Source organism: Marinobacter lacisalsi (assembly GCF_042651045.1).
Classification (GTDB): domain Bacteria; phylum Pseudomonadota; class Gammaproteobacteria; order Pseudomonadales; family Oleiphilaceae; genus Marinobacter; species Marinobacter lacisalsi.
This window is the reverse complement of record NZ_JBHSDI010000060.1, coordinates 12,940-33,482: the sequence shown is the minus strand read 5'-3', so window position 1 is coordinate 33,482 and position 20,543 is coordinate 12,940. Positions and strand designations below refer to the sequence as shown.

Annotated in this window: 16 protein-coding genes; 5 read left to right on the top strand and 11 right to left on the bottom strand. The window is 60.1% G+C overall.

What is annotated here, in order from left to right; all coding sequences use genetic code 11:
* Positions 1-115: 115 nt before the first annotated feature.
* Positions 116-1,705: an isocitrate lyase gene (locus ACFOZ5_RS16915; protein ID WP_379889470.1), complete on the bottom strand. Its 1,590-nt coding sequence runs from the start codon at positions 1,703-1,705 to the stop codon at positions 116-118.
* Positions 1,706-1,898: 193 nt separating this feature from the next.
* Positions 1,899-3,863, bottom strand: coding sequence for a CASTOR/POLLUX-related putative ion channel (locus ACFOZ5_RS16910; protein WP_379889468.1), 1,965 nt, complete (start codon positions 3,861-3,863; stop codon positions 1,899-1,901).
* 115 nt (positions 3,864-3,978) lie between these two features.
* Here ACFOZ5_RS16910 and ACFOZ5_RS16905 point away from each other — a divergent pair, with 115 nt between their 5' ends.
* Positions 3,979-4,974 (top strand): ChaN family lipoprotein, encoded by a 996-nt coding sequence (locus ACFOZ5_RS16905; protein WP_379889466.1) that lies wholly within the window; start codon positions 3,979-3,981, stop codon positions 4,972-4,974.
* A 24-nt stretch (positions 4,975-4,998) separates the two neighbouring features.
* Here ACFOZ5_RS16905 and ACFOZ5_RS16900 read toward each other — a convergent pair whose 3' ends face one another.
* From ACFOZ5_RS16900 to ACFOZ5_RS16885, 4 genes are all read right to left on the bottom strand, one after another.
* A complete protein-coding gene (locus tag ACFOZ5_RS16900) occupies positions 4,999-6,066 on the bottom strand; it encodes a beta-N-acetylglucosaminidase domain-containing protein (RefSeq protein WP_379889464.1) in 1,068 nt (355 codons plus the stop codon).
* A 110-nt stretch (positions 6,067-6,176) separates the two neighbouring features.
* Positions 6,177-7,007, bottom strand: coding sequence for a TlpA family protein disulfide reductase (locus ACFOZ5_RS16895; RefSeq protein WP_379889462.1), 831 nt, complete (start codon positions 7,005-7,007; stop codon positions 6,177-6,179).
* 127 nt (positions 7,008-7,134) lie between these two features.
* Complete coding sequence (locus ACFOZ5_RS16890; protein ID WP_379889460.1) at positions 7,135-8,217, bottom strand: ATP-binding protein; 1,083 nt, start codon at positions 8,215-8,217, stop codon at positions 7,135-7,137.
* 1 nt (position 8,218) lies between these two features.
* Complete coding sequence (locus ACFOZ5_RS16885) at positions 8,219-10,459, bottom strand: ATPase, T2SS/T4P/T4SS family (RefSeq protein ID WP_379889458.1); 2,241 nt, start codon at positions 10,457-10,459, stop codon at positions 8,219-8,221.
* Positions 10,460-10,738: 279 nt separating this feature from the next.
* Here ACFOZ5_RS16885 and ACFOZ5_RS16880 point away from each other — a divergent pair, with 279 nt between their 5' ends.
* Both ACFOZ5_RS16880 and ACFOZ5_RS16875 read left to right on the top strand, forming a co-directional pair.
* Positions 10,739-12,031, top strand: a complete 1,293-nt coding sequence (locus tag ACFOZ5_RS16880) for an MgtC/SapB family protein (protein ID WP_379889456.1) — start codon at positions 10,739-10,741, stop codon at positions 12,029-12,031.
* Between the two features lie 217 nt (positions 12,032-12,248).
* Positions 12,249-13,415: an NAD(P)/FAD-dependent oxidoreductase gene (locus ACFOZ5_RS16875; protein WP_379889454.1), complete on the top strand. Its 1,167-nt coding sequence runs from the start codon at positions 12,249-12,251 to the stop codon at positions 13,413-13,415.
* Between the two features lie 82 nt (positions 13,416-13,497).
* Here the strand turns inward: ACFOZ5_RS16875 and ACFOZ5_RS16870 are convergent, their stop codons facing one another.
* The 3 genes from ACFOZ5_RS16870 to ACFOZ5_RS16860 form a co-directional block, all read right to left on the bottom strand.
* Complete coding sequence (locus ACFOZ5_RS16870) at positions 13,498-14,433, bottom strand: porin (protein ID WP_379889452.1); 936 nt, start codon at positions 14,431-14,433, stop codon at positions 13,498-13,500.
* Between the two features lie 35 nt (positions 14,434-14,468).
* Positions 14,469-15,125 (bottom strand): YccT family protein, encoded by a 657-nt coding sequence (locus tag ACFOZ5_RS16865; RefSeq protein ID WP_379889450.1) that lies wholly within the window; start codon positions 15,123-15,125, stop codon positions 14,469-14,471.
* Positions 15,126-15,679: 554 nt separating this feature from the next.
* Positions 15,680-16,153 carry a Dps family protein gene (locus tag ACFOZ5_RS16860; RefSeq protein ID WP_379889448.1) on the bottom strand — a complete coding sequence of 158 codons (474 nt, stop codon included), beginning with the start codon at positions 16,151-16,153 and terminating at the stop codon, positions 15,680-15,682.
* 262 nt (positions 16,154-16,415) lie between these two features.
* Between ACFOZ5_RS16860 and ACFOZ5_RS16855 the strand changes: the two genes are divergently transcribed.
* Positions 16,416-16,688 carry a DUF2061 domain-containing protein gene (locus ACFOZ5_RS16855; RefSeq protein WP_379889446.1) on the top strand — a complete coding sequence of 91 codons (273 nt, stop codon included), beginning with the start codon at positions 16,416-16,418 and terminating at the stop codon, positions 16,686-16,688.
* 81 nt (positions 16,689-16,769) lie between these two features.
* Here ACFOZ5_RS16855 and ACFOZ5_RS16850 read toward each other — a convergent pair whose 3' ends face one another.
* Positions 16,770-18,215: a dihydrolipoyl dehydrogenase gene (locus tag ACFOZ5_RS16850; RefSeq protein ID WP_379889444.1), complete on the bottom strand. Its 1,446-nt coding sequence runs from the start codon at positions 18,213-18,215 to the stop codon at positions 16,770-16,772.
* A 136-nt stretch (positions 18,216-18,351) separates the two neighbouring features.
* Between ACFOZ5_RS16850 and ACFOZ5_RS16845 the strand changes: the two genes are divergently transcribed.
* Positions 18,352-19,005, top strand: coding sequence for a LysE family translocator (locus ACFOZ5_RS16845; RefSeq protein WP_379889442.1), 654 nt, complete (start codon positions 18,352-18,354; stop codon positions 19,003-19,005).
* A gap of 197 nt (positions 19,006-19,202) precedes the next feature.
* Here the strand turns inward: ACFOZ5_RS16845 and ACFOZ5_RS16840 are convergent, their stop codons facing one another.
* Entirely contained in the window at positions 19,203-20,279 is a 1,077-nt protein-coding gene (locus ACFOZ5_RS16840; protein WP_379889440.1) for a 3-deoxy-7-phosphoheptulonate synthase, read from the bottom strand.
* Positions 20,280-20,543: the final 264 nt, after the last annotated feature.

Sequence of the window (20,543 nt, the reverse complement as noted above, 5' to 3'; positions counted from 1 at the left end):
AAGGCCGGGCAGTCGGCGTAATACAAAAAAGGCCGGCGGGATCTCTCCCGCCGGCCTTTTTATGTCTGGTGGTACCGGGCCCCGAAGAGCCCGGACCGGACAACAAACCGTTCGATCAGAACTGGTTCATGGTGTTGTCTTTACCACCGGCCTTCAGGGCCGCGTCGCCAGCGAAGAACTCTTTGTGGTCATCGCCGATGTTGGAACCGGCCATGTCCTGGTGCTTCACGGTAGCGATACCCTGACGGATTTCCTTACGCTGTACACCAGCAACGTAGGCCAGCATGCCTTCGTCGCCGAAGTAGCCCTTGGCCAGGTTGTCGGTAGACAGGGCCGCGGTGTGGTAAGTCGGCAGGGTGATCAGGTGGTGGAAGATACCCGCTTCACGCGCAGCGTCGCGCTGGAAGTTGGCGGTCCACTCGTCGGCCAGCTTGCCCAGCTCGGTGTCGTCGTACTTGGCGTTCATCAGGTCGGCACGTTCGTAGGCAGACACGTCCTTACCTTCTTCCTTCCATGCATCGAATACCTGCTGACGGAAGTTCAGGGTCCAGTTGAACGACGGGCTGTTGTTATAGACCAGCTTGGCGTCGGGCACCACTTCACGGATGCGGTTAACCATGCTGGCGATCTGGCCAACGTGGGGCTTCTCGGTTTCGATCCACAGCAGGTCGGCACCGTTCTGCAGGCTGGTGATACAGTCCAGGACAACACGGTCTTCGCCAGTACCCGGACGGAACTGGAACAGACCGGAAGGCAGACGCTTGGGCTTCATCAGCTTGCCATCGGACTTGATCACAACGTCGCCGTTGTTGATGTCTTCCGGCTTCTCGATGTAATCGCCGTCGAGGAAGCTGTTGTACTTGTCACCCAGGTCGCCCGGCTCGTCGGTAACAGCCAGCTTCTGGGTCAGGCCTGCGCCCAGGGAGTCGGTACGGGCAACGATGACGCCGTCATCAACACCCAGTTCCAGGAACGCCAGACGAACGGCGTTGATCTTGGACAGGAAGTCGGCGTGGGGAACGGTCACCTTGCCGTCCTGGTGGCCACACTGCTTCTCGTCGGACACCTGGTTCTCGATCTGGATGCAGCAGGCACCGGCTTCGATCATCTGCTTGGCCAGCAGGTAGGTGGCTTCGGCGTTACCGAAACCGGCATCAATGTCGGCAATGATCGGCACAACGTGAGTTTCGTGGTTGTCGATCTGCTTGATCAGCTCTTGTGCCTTGGCGTTGTCGCCGGCATTCTCGGCTTCTTCCAGGGCGCGGAACAGGTGGTTCAGTTCCCACGCGTCGGCCTGACGCAGGAAGGTGTACAGCTCTTCGATCAGACCGGAAACGGCGGTCTTCTCGTGCATGGACTGGTCAGGCAGCGGACCGAACTCGGAGCGCAGGGCAGCAACCATCCAGCCGGACAGGTACAGGTAACGACGCTTGGTGCTGCCGAAGTGCTTCTTGATGGACAGCATCTTCTGCTGGCCGATGAAGCCGTGCCAGCAACCCAGGCTCTGGGTGTACTGGGAAGTGTCCTTGTCGTAGTTCGCCATGTCTTCGCGCATGATCTTGGCGGTGTACTTGGCGATATCCAGGCCAGTCCTGAACTTGTTCTGGGCGCGCATGCGAGCGGCGTGCTTCGGGTTGATAGCGTTCCAGGTCGGGTTCTGCTTCAGGATGGAAGCAATCTGATCAACGTCTTGTGCGTAAGGCATGGTCTCAGTCCTTGCTGTTTAGGGTTGAGGATCTTTCAGTGAAACAGCGCTCCGCTCAAAATTTAAGCAGATCACCGAAGATGGGGCCTACTTTAGTCATTCCGGACGCATAATTGAAATTTATATTATCTATTTCCGGCATTTTTCTCATGAATACCAACGAGAAGCCTGTAACGTACTGACTTTACAGGCCCTAAACCCCCTCATCAGCCGTGATGGCCAGCACCACCAACTGGTCCCCCGGCTTCAGCTCGAGGTATTCTGCCCTGGACGGATTAAGCTGGAGGCGGTGACCCTTTTCGTCAGCCCGGGCACGATAGACCCCCAGCGCCACTTCCCCTTCCACCGCCAGGGTCTTTTCCAGAACCTGGAAGCTGGCACTGGCCGGCAACGGGTAGTCCTCCGGAGCCCGGAACTGGATTTCCGCACCACCGACGGTGAACAGCTCATCCAGCACCACCCGCAGCTCCCGGCGCAGGGCCACCTGGGCCAGTACATGACTGAGGATCATTGAGCTGATCATCATCTCACTCTGGTGACCGTACAGCAGCTGCCGGTTGTCAGGGTCGCTCAGCTCCATGATCAGCTGGGGCCGTTTCTGGCTTTCCTGCAACAGGTCCTCCAGTTGCAGATAGCCGACCATGGCCCGGGCATCCGCTTCCTCACCCGAGGTAAAGCGGTCGCTGCTCACCAGCACAATACTGTCGTACTGCGACGGTGCCATTCTCCGCAGCTCTTCCTCCACCATGTAGTCCGCCTCCAGGTGCCGACAGGTGATCGCCAGTTCCGGCCCGCAGTAACGTTGAATGGCCTGCTCCCGTTCTGCGCTCGACACCACGGACACCACGTCCACCTCGAACCCACGCCCCGGATAACTGGCCAACTCGGCCACCAGACTGGGTACCCGACGACTCCAGCCCATCACCAACACCCGATGGCGCTGAGCGGAAACACCCCGGGCCCGGCGGTTGGATAGAGCCGGACGGGTGACAGGCTGCAGTAGCTCCTGACGGTTATCCGGCTCCGTCCCGCTGTAGCTGCGGGCCATCATCACTACCCGGTCCTCGACCCCGATCATCGTCTCTGACGGTGCCGCCAGGGTGACCTGCCAACCCGTCCCTAGCGGTTTGAGGATACCCAGCACGATGGCGTCGGGCCGCCGTGTTGCCAGCTCCTCCAGCGTCAGCCCGGCCACGGAGTCCCCACTGCGGATGTAGAGCTCATTGCCATCCTCACCCGCCAGCAACTCGTTATAGACCTCAGAAAGGCCCGGGTGGAGGATGTTCTGGACCATCAGCCGGCTGATGGTGGCGTCGCCAGCCACCACTTCGAACGGCCCCGGGTAGGCCCGCTCGACCACCGGCAGCTTGCGGATATCCTGCAACTCGGCCACCACGAAAGGCAGGCCGGTGTCGTAATGACGGGCCTGTGCCGCTATGGATAACAACGCCTTGACGGTTTCCACGTCGGCGGTGAACAGGCTGCCGGCCTCGTGGGCAGAGCTGGGCACGATCACTGCCGCCGCGTCCAGGCAGGCCACCCGGTGCAGGGCATCCGGCTGGATCGGCAGGCCGGAGCGCAGGATCACCTGACGGGCACGGGACCCGATACCCGGCTCAGTGCGCAGTTCATGGAGCTGACCAGCGCCGGCTTCCTCACACAGCACCACCAGGTTCAGCCGCGAGGCATCGTGTTTCTCCAGGAAGCGCCTCATGCGCCCGGTGGAACCGAGCAGCTCCGACAACAGGGGCGGGGTCTGGCTGGTCCAGCCCAGCACTACGATATGGTTCTTCAGGGTGACCGGCGTCAGCCCCCGCTCCAGCTCGCTCATCCGGGCGATCAGCCAGCGGGTCAGGATGGCCACCAGGGTACCCATGAAGACCACGTAACCGCTAATGGTCAGCAGGGTGGACACGAACCGCTGCCAGGCACCGACATCGTCACCCAGGTAGCCCGGATCGGTCAGGCGCAGGAAGGCCCACCAGATGGCATTGCCCACATGGTCGAACTCGCCGTCCAGGGGCGCCACCAGGATGCCGCCCACCAGCGAGATGGCGGCAATAAAGGCTGCCACCACCAGTAACTGGAACCCGGCGCCCTTGACCAGCTGGCGCTCGACGATGAATTTGATCCGGTCAACAATACGAAATGGCAGCATGACGTACCTATCTGAAAGACAATCCCATTAGAATAACGTACTTACGCTGTCCTGCACCCCCTGAATGCCGTTAGGAACAGGGCGTCACTGGTACCGCACAAGGGAGAAACCGCTCATGCAGATCCATCGTACGGCCGTCCTCGCCACCCTCGGCATTCTGCTACAGGCATGCACCACCGTGCCGGCAACTCAGACTCCGGCCAGGATAACCACCTTTTATGATGCGGTGATACGCGACCACGACAACCGGATCGTAGACCTCGAGACTGTCGCCAAAACACTGGCCGGTGCTGACGTAGTGGTGGTCGGCGAGTTTCACGGCCACCAGGGCGCCCATCTTCTTCAGGCACGCCTGCAGGCCGCGCTGCACCAGCGCAACCCCAGGCAGATCCTGGCCCTGGAGGCCTTCAACCTGGACAGCCAGACGCCCGTTAACCGGTACCTGGCCGGGGAACTGGGTGAGGAGGAGATGGTGGAAGACGCCGGCGCCTGGGAAAACTACCAGGCCTCCTATCGCCCGATGGTGGAGTATGCCCGTGAACATGATCTGCCGGTCGTGGCTGCCAACGCACCGGCGGATGTGGTTCGATGCGTTGGCCGGCAGGGAGCCGGGTATCTGGAAGCGCTGCCGGGACAACGTCGGAGCCAGCTACCGGATCAGCCTTTCCCGGCTATGACCGGATACCGCGACAGGTTCATGACCAGCATGGGTGGCAGTGATCATGGCGAACCTTCCAAAGAGGGTAAGCAACGCCTGGAAAATACGTTCAAGGCGCAGCTGCTGCGGGACAGCACCATGGCCGACCAGATTCTGAAGGCCCTGAACGCCCATCCCGATCATCAGGTACTGATGATTACCGGCACTTTCCACAGTGAGAACCGGCAGGGACTGGTGGCGGTCCTGGAGCAGAGGGCCCCGGAACTGGAGGTACGGGTGCTCACCCCGCATATGTCGGCAAACCAGAGTGAAGCGGAAAGCAACACGGACGTTGCTGTGGGCGATTACCGTTACGATCTGTGGCCCTTGCCAGCGCATTACCAGGACAGGGATCGGGAACAGGCCGCCATGATGGAACGCTTCAGCAAGGCCCGCAATCTGACCTGCGACTAGTAGTGTCCCGACGGGACACTGGGACTACTGGGTCTGTACCATCTCATCGGTCACCTGGTAGTCGCCCGCCAGCCAGCGCACAATCTCCCGGGCGGCGGGATGGTTGATCGCACTGTAGGTCGCCTTTAATGTGGACGCCTTGTCATCGCTGATCCGGTGCAGCCCGGCATCCTGCAGCACCAGCAGGTCCGTCAGCAACTGATCCGCCATGTCCTGCCCAACCACCTCCTGTGCGGCCTCCCGGAACGCCTCACCGTAGCAGTAGTCTTCGCCCTGCCGGTAGCTCCGGGCCAGGGTCAGGGCCGGAATGGCGGTCAGGGTGGGTTGCAGGGCGGGGTTGATGGCATGGCCGCTGACCAGGCCGGCATTGGCCGCCGGTCGCCCCGTGAATCCCCGCAGGTGCAGGTGGCGGGACATGCGATCGCCGTCGTTCACCGGATAGTTGTCCCACAACAGTGGCCTGCGTCGCAGTTGTCCGGCAACACGGCACAGATGCCCGGGGGAGATTTCCCGGGAACAGACCTCCTCGCCGGTCCAGAATACGTCCACCTCCGGGTCAAGGGCCCTGCCAAGCTCCTCAAGGTAGCCGGGCGGGCGCTCGCCGAATACCCGGTCGAGCACGGGGTCGTCGGAGTAATAGGACGGGCAGACCGCAAGCTGCCGGAAACCGGTGCGTTGCCGTACCCAGTCAATGATCTCCCCCTGCCGCCGGGCCAGGTCGGGGGTGTCCGACTTCATATCATCAAACAGGATGGCGAGCCGGCTCACGCCCACCGACTCGAAGAACGCCAGCTTGTCCGCCAGCGCCCGGCGAGCGGTGTCATCGAAGTGATTAAAGATCTCCCAGGGGCTCAGACCGATACCGAATTCGATATCCCGGTCATCACACCAGCGGGCGAAATCCGCAATGCCTGCGGCGACTTCCGGTGGATGGGGGGCCTGCCAGGCCCGGCGCAGGAACCGGTCCGCCTTGGGCGCATACCAGTAGAAGCCGTAGCCATGGGGCTGCAGCAGCGTCATCAGCGCACGGCGGTCGGCCCATTGCCACAGCGGCCCATAGAACCCTTCCATTATTCCCAGCTTCGGAATCATTGCTACCGTAACCCTCTGTGCATGGTGATAATCCCGGACGGGCCGGACGCCTGAAACAGGGAGGATAGCGATCCCGGATCATGCCTGGCAATGGCGGCGGGTATCCGATACTAACGGGGGCCCAGTTTTTCCAGCCCCTGCCGCAAGGTGGCCCGGGAAAGCTCGCCGGTGTGGCTGTCCACCAGTAACCCATCGGCATTATAGAACAGCGTGGTCGGCAGCACGTGGGCGCCGGTCATGGCCCCCAGACGGTTACCTCTGTCCAGCAGGATGTTGTCCAGGGTCAGTGCCTGAGAGTCCAGAAATTGCCGGATGGTGCCCTGCTCCTCCCCGACATTCACAAACACAAAGTCAATGGCCTGGTGTTCCGCCTGGGCCTCCGCCAGCACCGGCATCTCCCGGCGGCAGGGCGGGCACCAGGTGGCCCACAGATTCACCACCATGGGCTGTGCCTGATCGGCCTGAAAGCCCCGCAGGTTGGCTGACCCCTGCTGCTCCATGGTAGCCAGCTCCAGATCCGGTACGGGGCGGGCCTGAGTGTCGATCAGCAGGATCAGCGAACTGAGCGCCCCCCAGACCACTAACGCCGACAGCACGGCAGCCGCCAGCGGGCGGCGCAGCGGCGAACTCCGCCAGCTCCGCCAGCACAGCCAGAGCAGTGCGGATACCACCCCGGCGGTCACGTCAAATCCGCCATCACGAATGTCGATCATGGCAAGAACGCTGTCATAACTGTCGTGATAGCGAAGCACGAAAACCATCCTGGCGCCGGCAAGGGCAACCAGAATCAGGCTAAAAAGGGCATCGCTGACCACCACCCGGTGACGCCGGCCCATCAACGCTCCGACCAGCAGGGCCACCACCAGCGCAAATACCATCAGCAACTGTGAAAGGGTGAAACCCAGGGGGCCCAGGGAAACCGTCTGGGACAGAGTGGACATACGCACGCCTCGATATTGGTGAATGGACAGATCAACCGGCCACGAGCCAGCTCTGACCGCAGTGCGTGCATAGAGTTCCGGGCAGGGTCACCCGGAGTCAGTCGGCCAAGTCATCGCGGGCATGCTGCTAGATCAGGCCCCGATGGGCATACAGGTCCTGCCAGTGACTGCCGGATCGCTCGCCAATTTCGGTATCGAAGTAGTGGCGCAGACGGCGCCGGTCCTCGGGGTGGTCCTTCAGGGCGGAGCCGAGGATAAAGTGCATCAGGCTTTCCGCCGTCACGGCCCCGTCACTGTAATAGAAGGCATTCACACAGACCGCGTGGGCTACATTGACGGCTTCAGCTGTCGACATGGCAGCACCGGCAAGGCGATCGGTGCTGCGGCCACTGAGAGACTGGCCCGTGCGCAGCTCGTGGAAGATGGTGACCAGCATCTCGGTAATCTCCGGGGGCAGGCTGACATCGACACCCCCCTTCCGGTTGAGCTTGTCGGTTTCCCGGATGACCACATCCAGTTCATCCTCGATGTGGTTGATGGGCTGGATGGTCTCGAAGTTCATACGCCGTTTGAGCGCGGCACTCATACGGTTGACCCCTTCGTCCACACTGTTCGAGGTGGCAATCACATTGAAGCCTTCACTGGCATAGATAACACCGGCTTCGCCTTCCAGCTCGGGGATGGTGATCACCCGGTCGGACAACAGGGCCAGCACGGAATCCTGCAACGGTTGCGGGCAGCGGGCAATCTCCTCGAAACGGACGAAACGCCCCTGCTGCATCCCCCTGAGCATGGGGCTGGGTATCAGGGCCTCCGGGCAGGGTCCGCGGTCACGGACAATGGCCTCGTTCCAGCTGTACAACAATTGGGCCACAGAGCTGACCGCCCCGCCCTGGATAATCAGGGACGAATCACCACTGACGGCAGCGGTAATCAGCTCCGACAACCAGGATTTGGCGGTGCCCGGCTCACCCACCAGCAAGGCGCCCCGGTTGGTACACAATGCCACCACGATGCGTTTCACCACGCCCGGGGCACAGACAAACTTGCGGGCGATACCCAGGGATTCGTCACCCTCGACAAACGTTTCCACGGCCACCGGCGACATCTGCCAGCCCGGCGGCACCGGGTGACGGTCCTGCTTCCGCAGGCGCTCGAGCTCGCCCCGGAATTCCAGTTCCGCGGGCAGTTTCTGTTTTTGTCTGCTCATCTCAACGACGGCCTCCCCGTTGTTCCGGCCCCATCCGGTCTTCCGGCAATATCCTCGGCAGCTCGGACAGGGGAATCGTACCCTGGATAACGTGGTCCAATGCACTGTCGCGCATGGTGATCAAGCCCGCATCCAGGGCCAGGCTGCGCATCTCGCCCACCGGCGGCTGTAGCGAAATGCCGTTGCGGACATCCCGGCTTACCTGCAGGAATTCCACCACCGCAACACGACCGCGGGTCCCCCGGCCTTTGCAATGGGGGCACCCCTTGCCCTCGAAGCACTGGAAATCCGCTGGCGGCCCCTCGGGGAACAGTTCCGCCATAACCGCCGGATCCGGTGTTGCAGGCTGGCGACAGTCCGGACAGATCCGTTTCGCCAGCCGCTGGGCTATCACCGCCAGCAGCTCGCTGGCGATGGAGTTGGGGTGACTGCCCAGGTCATAGAGCCGCTGCAGGGCGTCAACACTGTCGTTACAGTGCAGGGTGGACAGCACGACATGACCGGTCTGGGAGGCACGAATGGCTTCGAGCGCGGTTTCCTGGTCACGGATTTCGCCCACCAGGATCACGTCCGGATCCTGCCGCACGAATGACCGCATCGCATCCGCGAAACTGAACCCGATTCCCGGCCGCACCCGGGTCTGCTGGATGTTGTCGATGGAGTACTCGATGGGATCTTCCACCGTGATGACCTTGCGCCGACCATCATCCGCCAGTTCCTGCAGACCGGCATAGAGCGTCGTGGACTTGCCCGACCCTGTGGGGCCAACCACCAGTATGAGGCCAGCGGGGTTGTCCAGCAGACGCTGGTATTTTCGCGCCAGCTTTGCCGACATCCCCAGTTCCTGCATGGTCATGGCCCGGCCGGTCTGACGCAACAGACGGATCACCACGTGTTCACCATGGAGTGAAGGCTGGGTCTGAACCCGCAGGTCAAAGTGGACATCACCAAATTTCAGCCGTGAGCGCCCGCCCTGGGGAAGGCGCCGCTCGGCGATGTTCAGTTCCGCACGCAGCTTGATGATGCTGACCACGCCCAGTACCTGGCCGGGCGTTATCCGGTAGTGGTTGAGATCGTGAAGCTCACCGTCGATTCGCAACCTGATCCGCACCCGGCTGCCGTAACGCTCGATATGAATATCGCTGGCCTGCTGACTGACCGCTTCCAGCAGAATGCCTTCGTACAGCGAGACCAGGTAGGGCGTAACCTCACCTTCCCGGCTGGCTTCCAGGGAGTCGTCCGCATGGTGTTCGGTCTGGGTCTGGGCCGATGAGGAGAGTTCGTTGCCGCGCTCGGAAATGGACAGGTGAGACCACAGCCGCCGGAAATCCGTAGGGGTCACCAGCAACAGGGACAGCTCGGCGTCCGTCAGGTGGGCGATGGCGTCCAGGTGGGCGTCAGGGTTATCACTCACCACATACAGCTGCCGGTCCCGCTGATACACCGGAATCAGACGATGATGTTCCAGGAACGACCGGGAGAAGCGGGCGAACAATGCCGGATCGACGTCCGCCAGCAGCGCATCCAGCTCCTTCAGAACCAGCCCCCGCCGGGTCGACACCAATTGGCGGTATACCTCGCGTTCACTGATCGCGGGATTCTTGAGCGCCTGACGGATAGGTGTGGTCCCGGGGGGAACCGGTACGCCGGCACTGTCTTCCGGCAGCAGCCCCAGATCAATCAGGGCCTCTTCGGTGCTGCGACGGAAATCCACCCGGCAAAGGATCCCCTGCCTGTGCAGCACGCCAGATCGCCATTGATGGTGAACCAGTACAGGAGGACTTTCGGGAACCGCTTCGAGACATATCAGGGAGGCACCTTCCCTGAGCTGGGCAATAAGGGCATCCATTGAGCTCAGGAAGGTGGTCACCAGGATGACATCAAAACCGTCGCCCGGGGCCATCGCTTCTTCGGCATCGCCACTCTGGAAAGAAAGGTTGTCCAGCGACAGTCGCTCGGCATTGTGGGCTGCCAACTCCACCATGGCGGGGTTACGGTCAATGGCGACAACGCTGTCAAACAGCCGGGCAAGAACGGCAGCGACATACCCCGAGCCGGCCCCCACATGAAGCACGCGGCTATGACGGGGCAACGATGGCAAAGCTTCGAGTATCTGGCGCATCGTGGCGCGGCTCGGGATACTATGGCCGGACAGCTGCGGCTCCAGATCCCGGGAGGAAACAAACGCCTGGCGAGGCACAGTCCGCAGGGCCTCGGCAATGCGGGACTTCATGGGAGTCATCATACCCTCCGAATAACGATGCCGGCCGAAGCCGGCAACCGAACGGGACAACAGGCCGCGCGGACCAACCTGTCTGGTTAACGAAATCTGGCCACTTCCGTTATCCTTGGGCCTGTGCCGTAAGGATGCCAATCGTATTCAGGAATCCAACCCTCTGGTGTCCCGTTTGGTTAATTCGCAATAGATCAGCGAATTAACCAAACGGGACACCAGTGCCACACTACCATGATCCATCGGATATCCCGATACGCAATTTTACCGGACCGGAGCTGACCCGCCGTGGATGAAGTCGCAAGCTCGTTTCTGGAGAACAACCTGATCGCCATCCAGCTGGCCGTAGCGCTGTTGCTGGGCGCCCTCATCGGGCTGGAGAGGGGCTGGGGGGCCCGTCACAAAAAGGCTGGCGAGCGTATTGCAGGCATTCGCACTCACGCCCTGACCGGTTTGCTGGGGGCCATCGCCGCGCTATTGAGTGATGCCCTGACAGCCTGGGTCTTCCCGAGCATGCTTCTCGGCCTGGTCGGGCTGACCCTGGTGTCCTATCGCACCAGCGCACCGGAAAGTGGCGACTACAGCATTACCGGGATTATCGGGCTACTGCTGACATTCTGTTTCGGCGCCATGGTGGTTGCCGTGGACATGGCCCTGGCGGCCGCATCCGCGGTCATCACCGCCCTCATCCTGGACAACAAGGCGGAAATCCACGGCGCCCTCAACCGCCTGCAGGCCCACGAACTTGATGCCGCCCTGAAACTGCTGCTGATCACTGTGGTAATGCTGCCACTGCTGCCCAACCGGGGCATGGGCCCCGGGGAGGTACTCAACCCCTACCAGATCTGGTGGATGGTGGTGCTGATTGCCTCGGTTTCCTTTGTCGGCTATTTCGCCATCCGCATGGGCGGCGCCGAGAAGGGCATCCTGTTTACCAGCCTGTTCGCCGGCCTGAGTTCGTCCACGGCCCTGGCCCTGCACTTTTCCCGACAGTCGAGGCAGGCCGGACCACTGACGCCCATGTATGCCGCTGGCATTCTGATTGCCTGCGGCACCATGTTTCCCCGCATCCTGATCTATGGCGCCATCATCAACCGGGGCTTGCTGCCTGACCTCGTATGGCCGGTGGCAACCATGGCGGCGGTGCTTTATCTCGGGGCCAGTGTCATCTGGCTGCGCAGCCGCAGCGATATCCAGGTGCAGCAGCCCGCACTGAACCAGAATCCGCTGGACCTCAAATCCGCCCTGGTGTTTGGCGTACTGCTGACCGTCATCCTGGTACTGGGGGAATGGCTGCAAGAGTGGCTCGGCGATATCGGTATCTACGTTCTGGCCGCCACGTCGGGCATCACCGACGTGGACGCCATTACCCTGTCCCTGACCCGCATGTCCCGGGATGGCATCGCGGCCGGCACGGCGGTGCTGGGAATTGTTATTGCTGCGTCAGTGAACAACCTGGTGAAGACCACCATGGCAGCCACCATCGGTACCCGCCGCCTGGGGTTGCTGGTGGGAGTGCCCATGGCGCTGTCACTGGCCGCTGGGCTGGCGGTTGCCTGGGTCGGCAATATTGGTGGGTGACCGCGCACCATGCTGGCATCCCGTTTGATGGGTTCACTGACCCGGGGCCGCTAAAGAACAGGTGACAAACGGCGGTCATTTTCTATACTGTTCATTCATTGGACAGCAATCCGGGCGTAACCTTAACTCCGTTGCAGCCCACCCGAACCAATAACAACAAAGACCGGAGCGCAAAACATGTTGCCATTCCGCCCAGCGTGGAAAGGAACCCTCTGAGATGGACTACTACGACCTGATCATTGTGGGCGGCGGGCCGGCTGGTTCAACCCTGGCCTGGGCCCTGCAGCAGACCGGAAAGCGCATCCTGCTGATTGACAAGGCACGGTTTCCCCGGGACAAGAGTTGCGCGGGCTGGGTAACCCCGGCGGTCTTTGATGCGCTCCAGATCACTCCCGGAGATTACGGCAGGGATCACCTCCTCGAGCCCATTCGCGGTTTCCGCATTGGTTTGATCGGCAGCCGTGCCGTGGAAAACGACCACGGCGAGAACGTCAGTTACGGTGTCCGGCGGGCCGAATTCGACGACTATCTCCTCAGCCGGGTCCATACCGACCAGGCGCTGGACACCCCCATCGACTCTATCCATCAGGCCCATGGCAACTGGGTGATCAACGACCGTTGGGAAACTCCCCTGCTGGTCGGAGCGGGTGGGCACGCGTGCCCTGTGGCACGGTACCTCGGAGCCGGCCCGGGTAGTCACGAGACCGTCGTAAGTGCCCGGGAAATGGAATTCGAGATGACACCGGAGCAGGCGCAGGCCTGCAACGCCCGCGGCGACCGGCCGGAACTCTGGTTCTGCCGTGACCTGAAAGGGTACGCCTGGATCTTCCGCAAGGGCAACCACCTGAACGTGGGACTGGGCAGGGAGGATTCCCGCAGCCTTTCCCGGCACCTGGAGCGCTTCGTGACCCATATGCAGTCCCAGGGGCGTATTCCCCCGGATCTGCCCGGCCAGTTCAAGGATCACACCTACCTGCTTTACGACCACGCCGAGAGGCCCCTGGTGGATGACGGGGTCATGCTGATCGGTGATGCTGCCGGCCTCGCCTTTAACCAGAGTGGTGAGGGAATAAGGCCCGCGGTGGAATCGGCCCTGATGGCGGCCAACGTCATCCGCAGCGAACCCGACCTCTCCGCCCGAAGCCTGCAGCCCTATGGCGAGGCCATTGCCCAGCGCTTCGGTACCCGGTCAATGCACAGCGACACGCCGGCTCTGGTACCTGACTGGGTGAAAATGCCCCTCGCTGCCAGCCTGATGAAATCCCACTGGTTTACCCGCCGCGTCGTCGCTGAACGCTGGTTCCTGCACCAGCAGGTCCCGCCGCTGGAACTGCCACAGCTGTCCGGCACCGGTCGCGAAACCCCTTATTGGCGTCCGGCCTGAACGAAAAAGCCGGGCTCGAAGGCCCGGCAAAGTCGTTAACTCAAAATGCACATCTCACAAGGACGTTGGAATCCTCCAACAATCAGAACTTGACCCGCATACCGGCGAGGAAGCCCATGTCGGTTTCATCAACATCATTGTCAGCCACTTCCGCGAACACGCTGACGTTCTTCTGGGCCGGGAACTTGTAGGTTACGTTGGCGTACCAGGCAGTAATGTCATCGGCGTTATCTTCTTCCTCGTTCTGCATACCGATAGCGATGCCAGTGGTGCTGGTTACATCAAAGGTGGCGGCAACGTTGTACAGGGCGGTATCGAGGTCAGTGTTGCTGTCATCAGTGACACTGTAGTCCGCGGCAAGTCCGAAGATACCAAAATCATAACCGGCGCTCAGGCCCCAGGTATCCAGTGAATCGCCAACCAGCGGGGTATGCTTCTGGTAACCGCCACCCAGTGACAGCCCGGCGATGTCGGTAAAGGCAAAGATGTCAAAGAATTCACCGGTAATGCCATCTTTATCCTCAGCCTCCAGTTCATAACTGGATACCAGGTAGACGTTGTCCAGTTCCACGTCCACACGGAACGTGTCATCACCATCCGTGTCGACACCGTCAAAACGGTCCTCATCCAGCGGCGCCTCGTAGGCTTCTTCAACACCGAACTCGTCGGAAGCAAAGTTCTGCTTACCAAAGGAGAATGAGGTTACGCCGTACCGGAGACCGACATAGGCTTCTTCCAGCGGAGTAACATTATCCTTGCCGTTGGCCTGATCCTTGAAGTCGAAATCAACGCGCCCAAACGCCGCCAGATCTCCACCGAGGTCATAGCTGATGTAGTTCTTGATCTCCAGGTCATCAAAATCCACGTATTCGCTGGTGTCATCGCCAATTTTCTTACGCAGTTGAATCTGGAAGTCGCCATTGACCTTGTAGGTCAGTCCGTTGGCATCATAAACGGTCGCGGCGTTGGCAGAACCGGCAGCAACAGACACAGCAACAGCGAGAAGGATCTTTTTCATTTATCAATACTCCATTGATTGGTACTACGTTTTATTTAATAACCGGAGTTTATCCAGCGTTTCATTTCACTTTTCGTCTGGTCGTCAGCTTTCATATACCAGTAGCGAAGCATCTTCCTGACCATTACCTGATCATTTGAAGACTGAACCTGCGGCAGTGATTCAGTAACCGCTTCACTTTCAGAGATATCAGCATTCACCCTTCGCAAAGCCGCTTTCGACTGGCTCTTATTGAACTCTGAAAGCTCTTCCTCATAATCCCTGACAAGCTGAAAACCGGATATATCGAGCACATCCATATGGAATTCATGATCCTTCCCGATGTCGTCATGAAGAATCCAGCCAGGGTTATCATTGAATGAAGCCAGCTCACGGCGAGTTGAAACAGGCGGAGCAGAGAGTGTTAACGCCTTATCTTCTGCATTAAACAAGATCACAAAGGCAGACGAATGATCGATAACGCCATCATCATTGCCGCGCCCGACTTCCACCTGGTAATCCACGACAATCTGATGAACACCGTCATCCAGTGTCAGCCTGGGCCTTCCGGATAAAAGCTCCTGATTCGAATAGGATTTTCCATCAACTGCGTGGATTCTCACTCCCTCCCCCAGGTGTAATGTCACCTCTGCCTGGACATGGAATGAAACAAGCGCTGATATAAAAAGAACCAATGCGTATAAATAGTTCACAAAGATAACACCTGATTCCTGACTCTTTGCTCGACCGACCCCGATGCTAAAGCCGCATTATTAAAAAAAAGTTACAAGGCCAGCATGAATCGATACTTTCGAATTTAAAAAACCGGAGCAGAGCTCCGGGAACACAAAGCCAACTCAAAAATAAACATTCAAATCTGACCCCTGGAATCAACCAGTCATCAAACTTGAAATGGCATCATGCCCGCAAAATATTACAGAAATGTTAACTTTGTGTTTAAGTTCTGATAATTCTCGCCACTGGAAAATAGCCGCACCCGTTATTGGGAGTCGTGGCAACGATGCAATGGGAAAAATCGTGATGTAACAGGGAAGATATCGGGAGGAGCGAGTTACTGAAACGGGTGTATTTCTGGATAGTCAAAGGAGTTCCCGTCAATGAACTATCGAGTCACAAAGAAAACCCATGACACATTTGTGAAAGTGGGACGACAAAAAGAAGACAAATCGATGTCAGTAATATGACAGGCAAAAAAAAGGCGGCCGATTGGCCGCCAGGGAAGGGGTAGTGCCAGAGATACCGGTGATTACTGACCGAGATAGCTACGATACATCCAGACCGTTTTTTCCTGCTGGGAAATATAATCGCTCATCAGTGCAACGGTGCCCTCGTCGTTGGCCTCTCCGGCCAGGGACAAGAGTTCACGCTGCTTGCCAATCAGCTTCGCGAAGCTGTCCACGATATTCTCGACCGCCTCTTTGCCATCAGAAACATCCTTGCGCTCGGGCACACTGGACTGCTCTATATAGGTGCTATAGGCGTGCGCCGGGCGATGACCCAGTGTCAGGACCCGCTCGGCAATCTCGTCAATCTTCAGCAACAGATCGTCGTAAAGTTCCTCGAACTTGGCGTGCAGCTCAAAGAAGTTGTCGCCCTTGATGTTCCAGTGGTAACCACGAACGTTCATGTAGAAAATCTGGTAGTTGGACAGCAGCTCATTGAGTGCTGACGCCAGCTTTTCCGTTTTGGCGGTATCCAGTCCGATAAAATTGGTACCCATTACAGTAACTCCTTGATCTGCGGTGATTGTCAATTTGACTATGTTGAATATACTCCGCCGCCTCTACCTTCGAAAGCCGAGTTCGTCAATACCTTCGATAGCCATTTCCAATAGTTATCCTGAAATCCATAAGCGCTGCCTTTGTCAGGTAACACACTTTCGATAACCTTACGCTATCATCTATCAAAGATTAATTTACTTAACAATAATTCGCGTTTGCTGTTCAATGACCTCATCGACATCAGCAAACGGGAGCTGACACATGAGTGCCCTGAAAGTTTTCCTGCATAATCATGAACATGAGGGCGACAACTCGTTTATCAAGACGGTAACCTTCGCTATTACCCACTTCACCGTGGCGTTTACCGTCGCCTACCTGCTCACTGGCGACCTGCTCATTGGCAGCCTGATTGCCTTGGTGGAACCGGCCATCAACACCGTTGCCTATTTCTTTCACGAAAAGCTCTGGGCCGGCAGGGCCCGCCGCAAGCAGCAGGCGTCTTTTGCAGACGGCAGGAACCTGACCACGGCCTGAAGACGGCGAACGGCTGAGGACGCCCGCCCTCAGGATGGCTCCCGACTGAGCTTGCGCGGTGTGGTCATCAACATCGGCCGTTCAGCCACCGGGGCCACAATCCAGACAGTGCTCGACCACCGCCGGCCCGATACTGAGCCGGTGGTTCAGGTCCCGCAGTGCCGTTCTCACCCCTTCCTCGATCACCGGGTGATAGAACGGCATATCCAGCATGGCGGAGACGGTCATGCGCTGTTGTGCACACCACGCCAGCAGGTGGCCGATGTGTTCGGCGGCCGGACCGAACATTTCCGCCCCCATGAAAATCCCGGTGCCATGTTCGCCATACACCCGCAACAGGCCACGATTGCGGCCGATCACCCGGCTGCGCCCCTGGCCTTCAAAGGACACCGACCCTACGGCGAAACAACCGCGGCAGGCGTCGTCGACCTCCTGAATGGTCTTGCCCACCGTGGCGATCTGTGGGTCGGTAAACACCACCGACAGCGGCACCCGGCGTAACCCGGCCCGCACGTCCGGATAGCGACCGGCATTGTTACCGGCAATTCGCCCCTCATCCGCCGCCTCGTGAAGCAGCGGCTGGCTGTTGTTGACGTCGCCGGCAATGAAAATATGGCTGTTCCCGCAACGCAGGGTGTAGTGGTCAAACAAGGGCGTGCCGCGGTCGTCCAGTTCCAGCCCCGCATTCTGTATGTCAAGGCCGTCGATGTTTGGCCGCCGGCCGGTGGCGGCCAGCAGGTAGTCGAAAGTCTCGGTGACCACGCCCCGTTCGCCGTCATCGAACGTTATGGCGACACCGTCAGCGGTGCGCTCGATCTTGCGGGTATCCGCGTCCGGGTTGAGGGGAAACTCGCGGTTGAACGTATCCAGGGCACATTGGCGGATTTCCGGATCCTGGATCGGGCCCACGGAGCCGCCGACCCCGAACATCCGCACCCGGACGCCCAGGCGACCCAGTGCCTGGCCCAGCTCGAGGCCGATCACACCCGGACCGAACACCGCCACGGATTCCGGCAGGTCCTGCCACTCGAAGATGTCGTCGTTAACCACCAGACGATCGCCCGCCGCTTTCAGGAAACCGGGCACGTTAGGACGGGAGCCGGTGGCGATCACCACCCGGTCCGCCTCAATCTCATGATCATCGCCTACCTTCAGGCGGTGCGGCGACAGGAAGCGGGCCTGTCCCCGGAACCGGTGTTCCTCCGGAAAGTCCTCGACAGCGTCAAGGACAAAGCTCACGAAACGGTCCCGTTCGTCCCGGACCCGCTTCAACACCGCTGAACCATCAATGCTGACCTCGCCAGTGCGCACACCGAACAGGTCGGCATGCCGTGCATCATGGGCGGCCTCGGCAGCGGCGATCAGCAACTTGCTGGGCATGCAACCCACCCGGGCACAGGTGGTGCCGTAGTGGGAAGCCTCCACCAGGGCGAGTTTGTCGGTGTGCTTGCGGGCCGCCCGGTACGCCCCCATACCCGCTGTACCAGCCCCTAGAACGGCCACTTCAACCTTGCTGCGCTTGACCACGGACACCTCCAGTCGGATTGATTCTATTGCCCAGACTATAGACAGACTCTCCCACAGGTCCACTATGGCGGGTGGCGAAAGCCTGAATTAATCTCTATGCTGCCCGCTTTCCATGAACTCAACTGCAGGGTCACACGTGTCTGTCTACTGGGCCGAATTTGCGACTGTGGTCGTTGTCCACCTGCTGGCCGTCGCCAGCCCGGGGCCCGACTTCGCCATCATGCTGCGCCAGGCCCTGTGCCAGAGCCGGCGAAACGCATTGCTCACAGCCACGGGCATCGGCCTGGGCATACTGGTGCATATCACCTATTCACTGCTGGGCATCGGTCTGCTGATCCAGCAGTCTCTGACCCTGTTCACCATCCTCAAAGTGATAGGCGCACTTTACCTGACCTGGATTGCGATACAGTGTCTGAAATCAAAAGCGGGGGGCATCCACGTGGAAACCCGTGGTGCGAAGCGCCAATCCGGGCCTGCCGCCTTCCGTCTGGGCTTTCTGACCAATACCCTCAACCCCAAGGCGACACTGTTCTTCGTATCGCTGTTTTCGGTGATCATCAGCCCGGGCACCCCGGTAGCGGTCCAGGCGGGCTATGGCCTGTACATGGCCGTGGCCACCGGCCTGTGGTTCGCCGGTGTGGCCGTGTTCTTCACCCTGCCCCGGGTCCGCCGGACGTTCGACCGTTTCGGTCACTGGCTGGACCGGCTGATGGGCGGCGTCCTGCTGCTACTGGCAGGGCAATTGCTCCTGTCAACGGTATCCGGCGACAGCAGCCCTACAAAAGACTGACTAGTGTCCCGTGCGGTTAATTCGCTGACTTACTGAGCCACTGAGAGCCTTGAGAGCAAGGCGCGGTGGCGAAGGGTTGGCGGCCGGCGCTCCGGTGGTTCCAAATCGAGTCAGTGCAACACAGCTCTCAAGGCTCTCAGTGGCTCCCGAAGGGCGCGACGCAGTAAGTCAGCGAACTAGCCGTACGGGACACTCCCTCAGAGCGACCGCAGCAACGCTTCAGTATCGTCCCAGCCCAGGCACGGGTCAGTGATGGACAGGCCATAGGACAGCTCTTCGCCGTCATCCTGCCGCCCCTGCTGCAGGAAGCTCTCGATCATCAGCCCCTTGATGGCGGCGTTACCGGCGCGGCGCTGGCCGATCACCTCACGGGCAATATCCGGTTGCCGTTCCGCTTGCTTGCAGGCGTTGTCATGGCTGCAGTCCACCATGACCGATGTGCTCACACCGGCCCCGGACAGGGCCTCCACCGCGGCCGTAACGCTGTCGGCATCGAAATTGGTGATGCCACGGCCACCGCGCAGCACCAGGTGGGTATCCGGGTTGCCGGGCGTGGTAATCATCGCCGGCTGACCGTGGCCATCGAAACCAAGACGGTGGTGGCCGTGGGCCGCCGACTTCATGGCGTTGACCGCCACACCGACAGAGCCGTCGGTGCCGTTCTTGAAACCGGTGGGCATGGGCAGGCCGCTGACCAGTTCGCGATGGATCTGGGACTCGGTGGTACGGGCCCCGATAGCGGTCCAGCTTACCAGGTCATCCAGGTAGTCCATGGCCAGGGGGCTGAGGGCTTCGGTGGCCAGGGGCAACCCCAGGTGGGCCAGGTTCACCAGCAAGCGCCGGGACCGGAGCAGCCCCTCGCCAAGGTTGCCCTCACCGGTGCGCTCCGGGTCGTACAGCAACCCTTTCCAGCCCACGGTGGTGCGGGGCTTCTCCAGGTAGGCCCGCATGACAATCAGCATGCGGTCACTGACTTCGTCCGCCAGTGCGGACAGTTTTTCACCATACTCCAGGGCAGCCACTTCATCGTGAATGGAGCAAGGGCCCACCACCATCAGCAGCCGGTCATCGTCACCGTTGAGAATGGCGCGGATTTCGTCACGGTGACGCCTGATCTGGGTAACCAGGTAATCCGGCAGCGGAATCTCCTGGCGCAGCGTTGCGGGGGTGGGCAACGGCGTCGCAACCGGCCCCGGTGTTTCCGGTTGCTGATCCGCAGGTGCTTCCACGGTGTTGGCCTCCTGAGTTGTGCGGACCTCCAGCGGCATGTTCATGGTGTTGCAATCCTTCTTTTATTAGCCTGACGGAAACGAAAAAGCCCCGGCTGGGGAGGCTACCAGTCGGGGCTTTTTCTTGTCCGGTGGCAGCCTGGGTGTGGTGCCGGGCTGCCTTTTCCTGATTCTGTGTTGCGTGTGCTACAGGCGGCCGCGGCTCTGGCTAAAATAAAAGCCATAACCAAAAAACCACCAGAAAAACACCGCCGCACCCGCCGTCGCGTTTGCGAAGCGTGTCATAAGATTCAATTGACAGGGTGCGTT

Coding starts and splice junctions, on each gene's coding strand:
- ACFOZ5_RS16895 (WP_379889462.1), bottom strand. CDS start 7,007: ATGTCCACTCTGTCCCAGACGGTTTCCCTGGGCCCCCTGGGTTTCACC.
- ACFOZ5_RS16855 (WP_379889446.1), top strand. CDS start 16,416: ATGAGTGCCCTGAAAGTTTTCCTGCATAATCATGAACATGAGGGCGAC.
- ACFOZ5_RS16875 (WP_379889454.1), top strand. CDS start 12,249: ATGGACTACTACGACCTGATCATTGTGGGCGGCGGGCCGGCTGGTTCA.
- ACFOZ5_RS16890 (WP_379889460.1), bottom strand. CDS start 8,217: ATGAGCAGACAAAAACAGAAACTGCCCGCGGAACTGGAATTCCGGGGC.
- ACFOZ5_RS16900 (WP_379889464.1), bottom strand. CDS start 6,066: ATGATTCCGAAGCTGGGAATAATGGAAGGGTTCTATGGGCCGCTGTGG.
- ACFOZ5_RS16915 (WP_379889470.1), bottom strand. CDS start 1,705: ATGCCTTACGCACAAGACGTTGATCAGATTGCTTCCATCCTGAAGCAG.
- ACFOZ5_RS16840 (WP_379889440.1), bottom strand. CDS start 20,279: ATGAACATGCCGCTGGAGGTCCGCACAACTCAGGAGGCCAACACCGTG.
- ACFOZ5_RS16905 (WP_379889466.1), top strand. CDS start 3,979: ATGCAGATCCATCGTACGGCCGTCCTCGCCACCCTCGGCATTCTGCTA.
- ACFOZ5_RS16910 (WP_379889468.1), bottom strand. CDS start 3,863: ATGCTGCCATTTCGTATTGTTGACCGGATCAAATTCATCGTCGAGCGC.
- ACFOZ5_RS16885 (WP_379889458.1), bottom strand. CDS start 10,459: ATGACTCCCATGAAGTCCCGCATTGCCGAGGCCCTGCGGACTGTGCCT.
- ACFOZ5_RS16870 (WP_379889452.1), bottom strand. CDS start 14,433: ATGAAAAAGATCCTTCTCGCTGTTGCTGTGTCTGTTGCTGCCGGTTCT.
- ACFOZ5_RS16860 (WP_379889448.1), bottom strand. CDS start 16,153: ATGGGTACCAATTTTATCGGACTGGATACCGCCAAAACGGAAAAGCTG.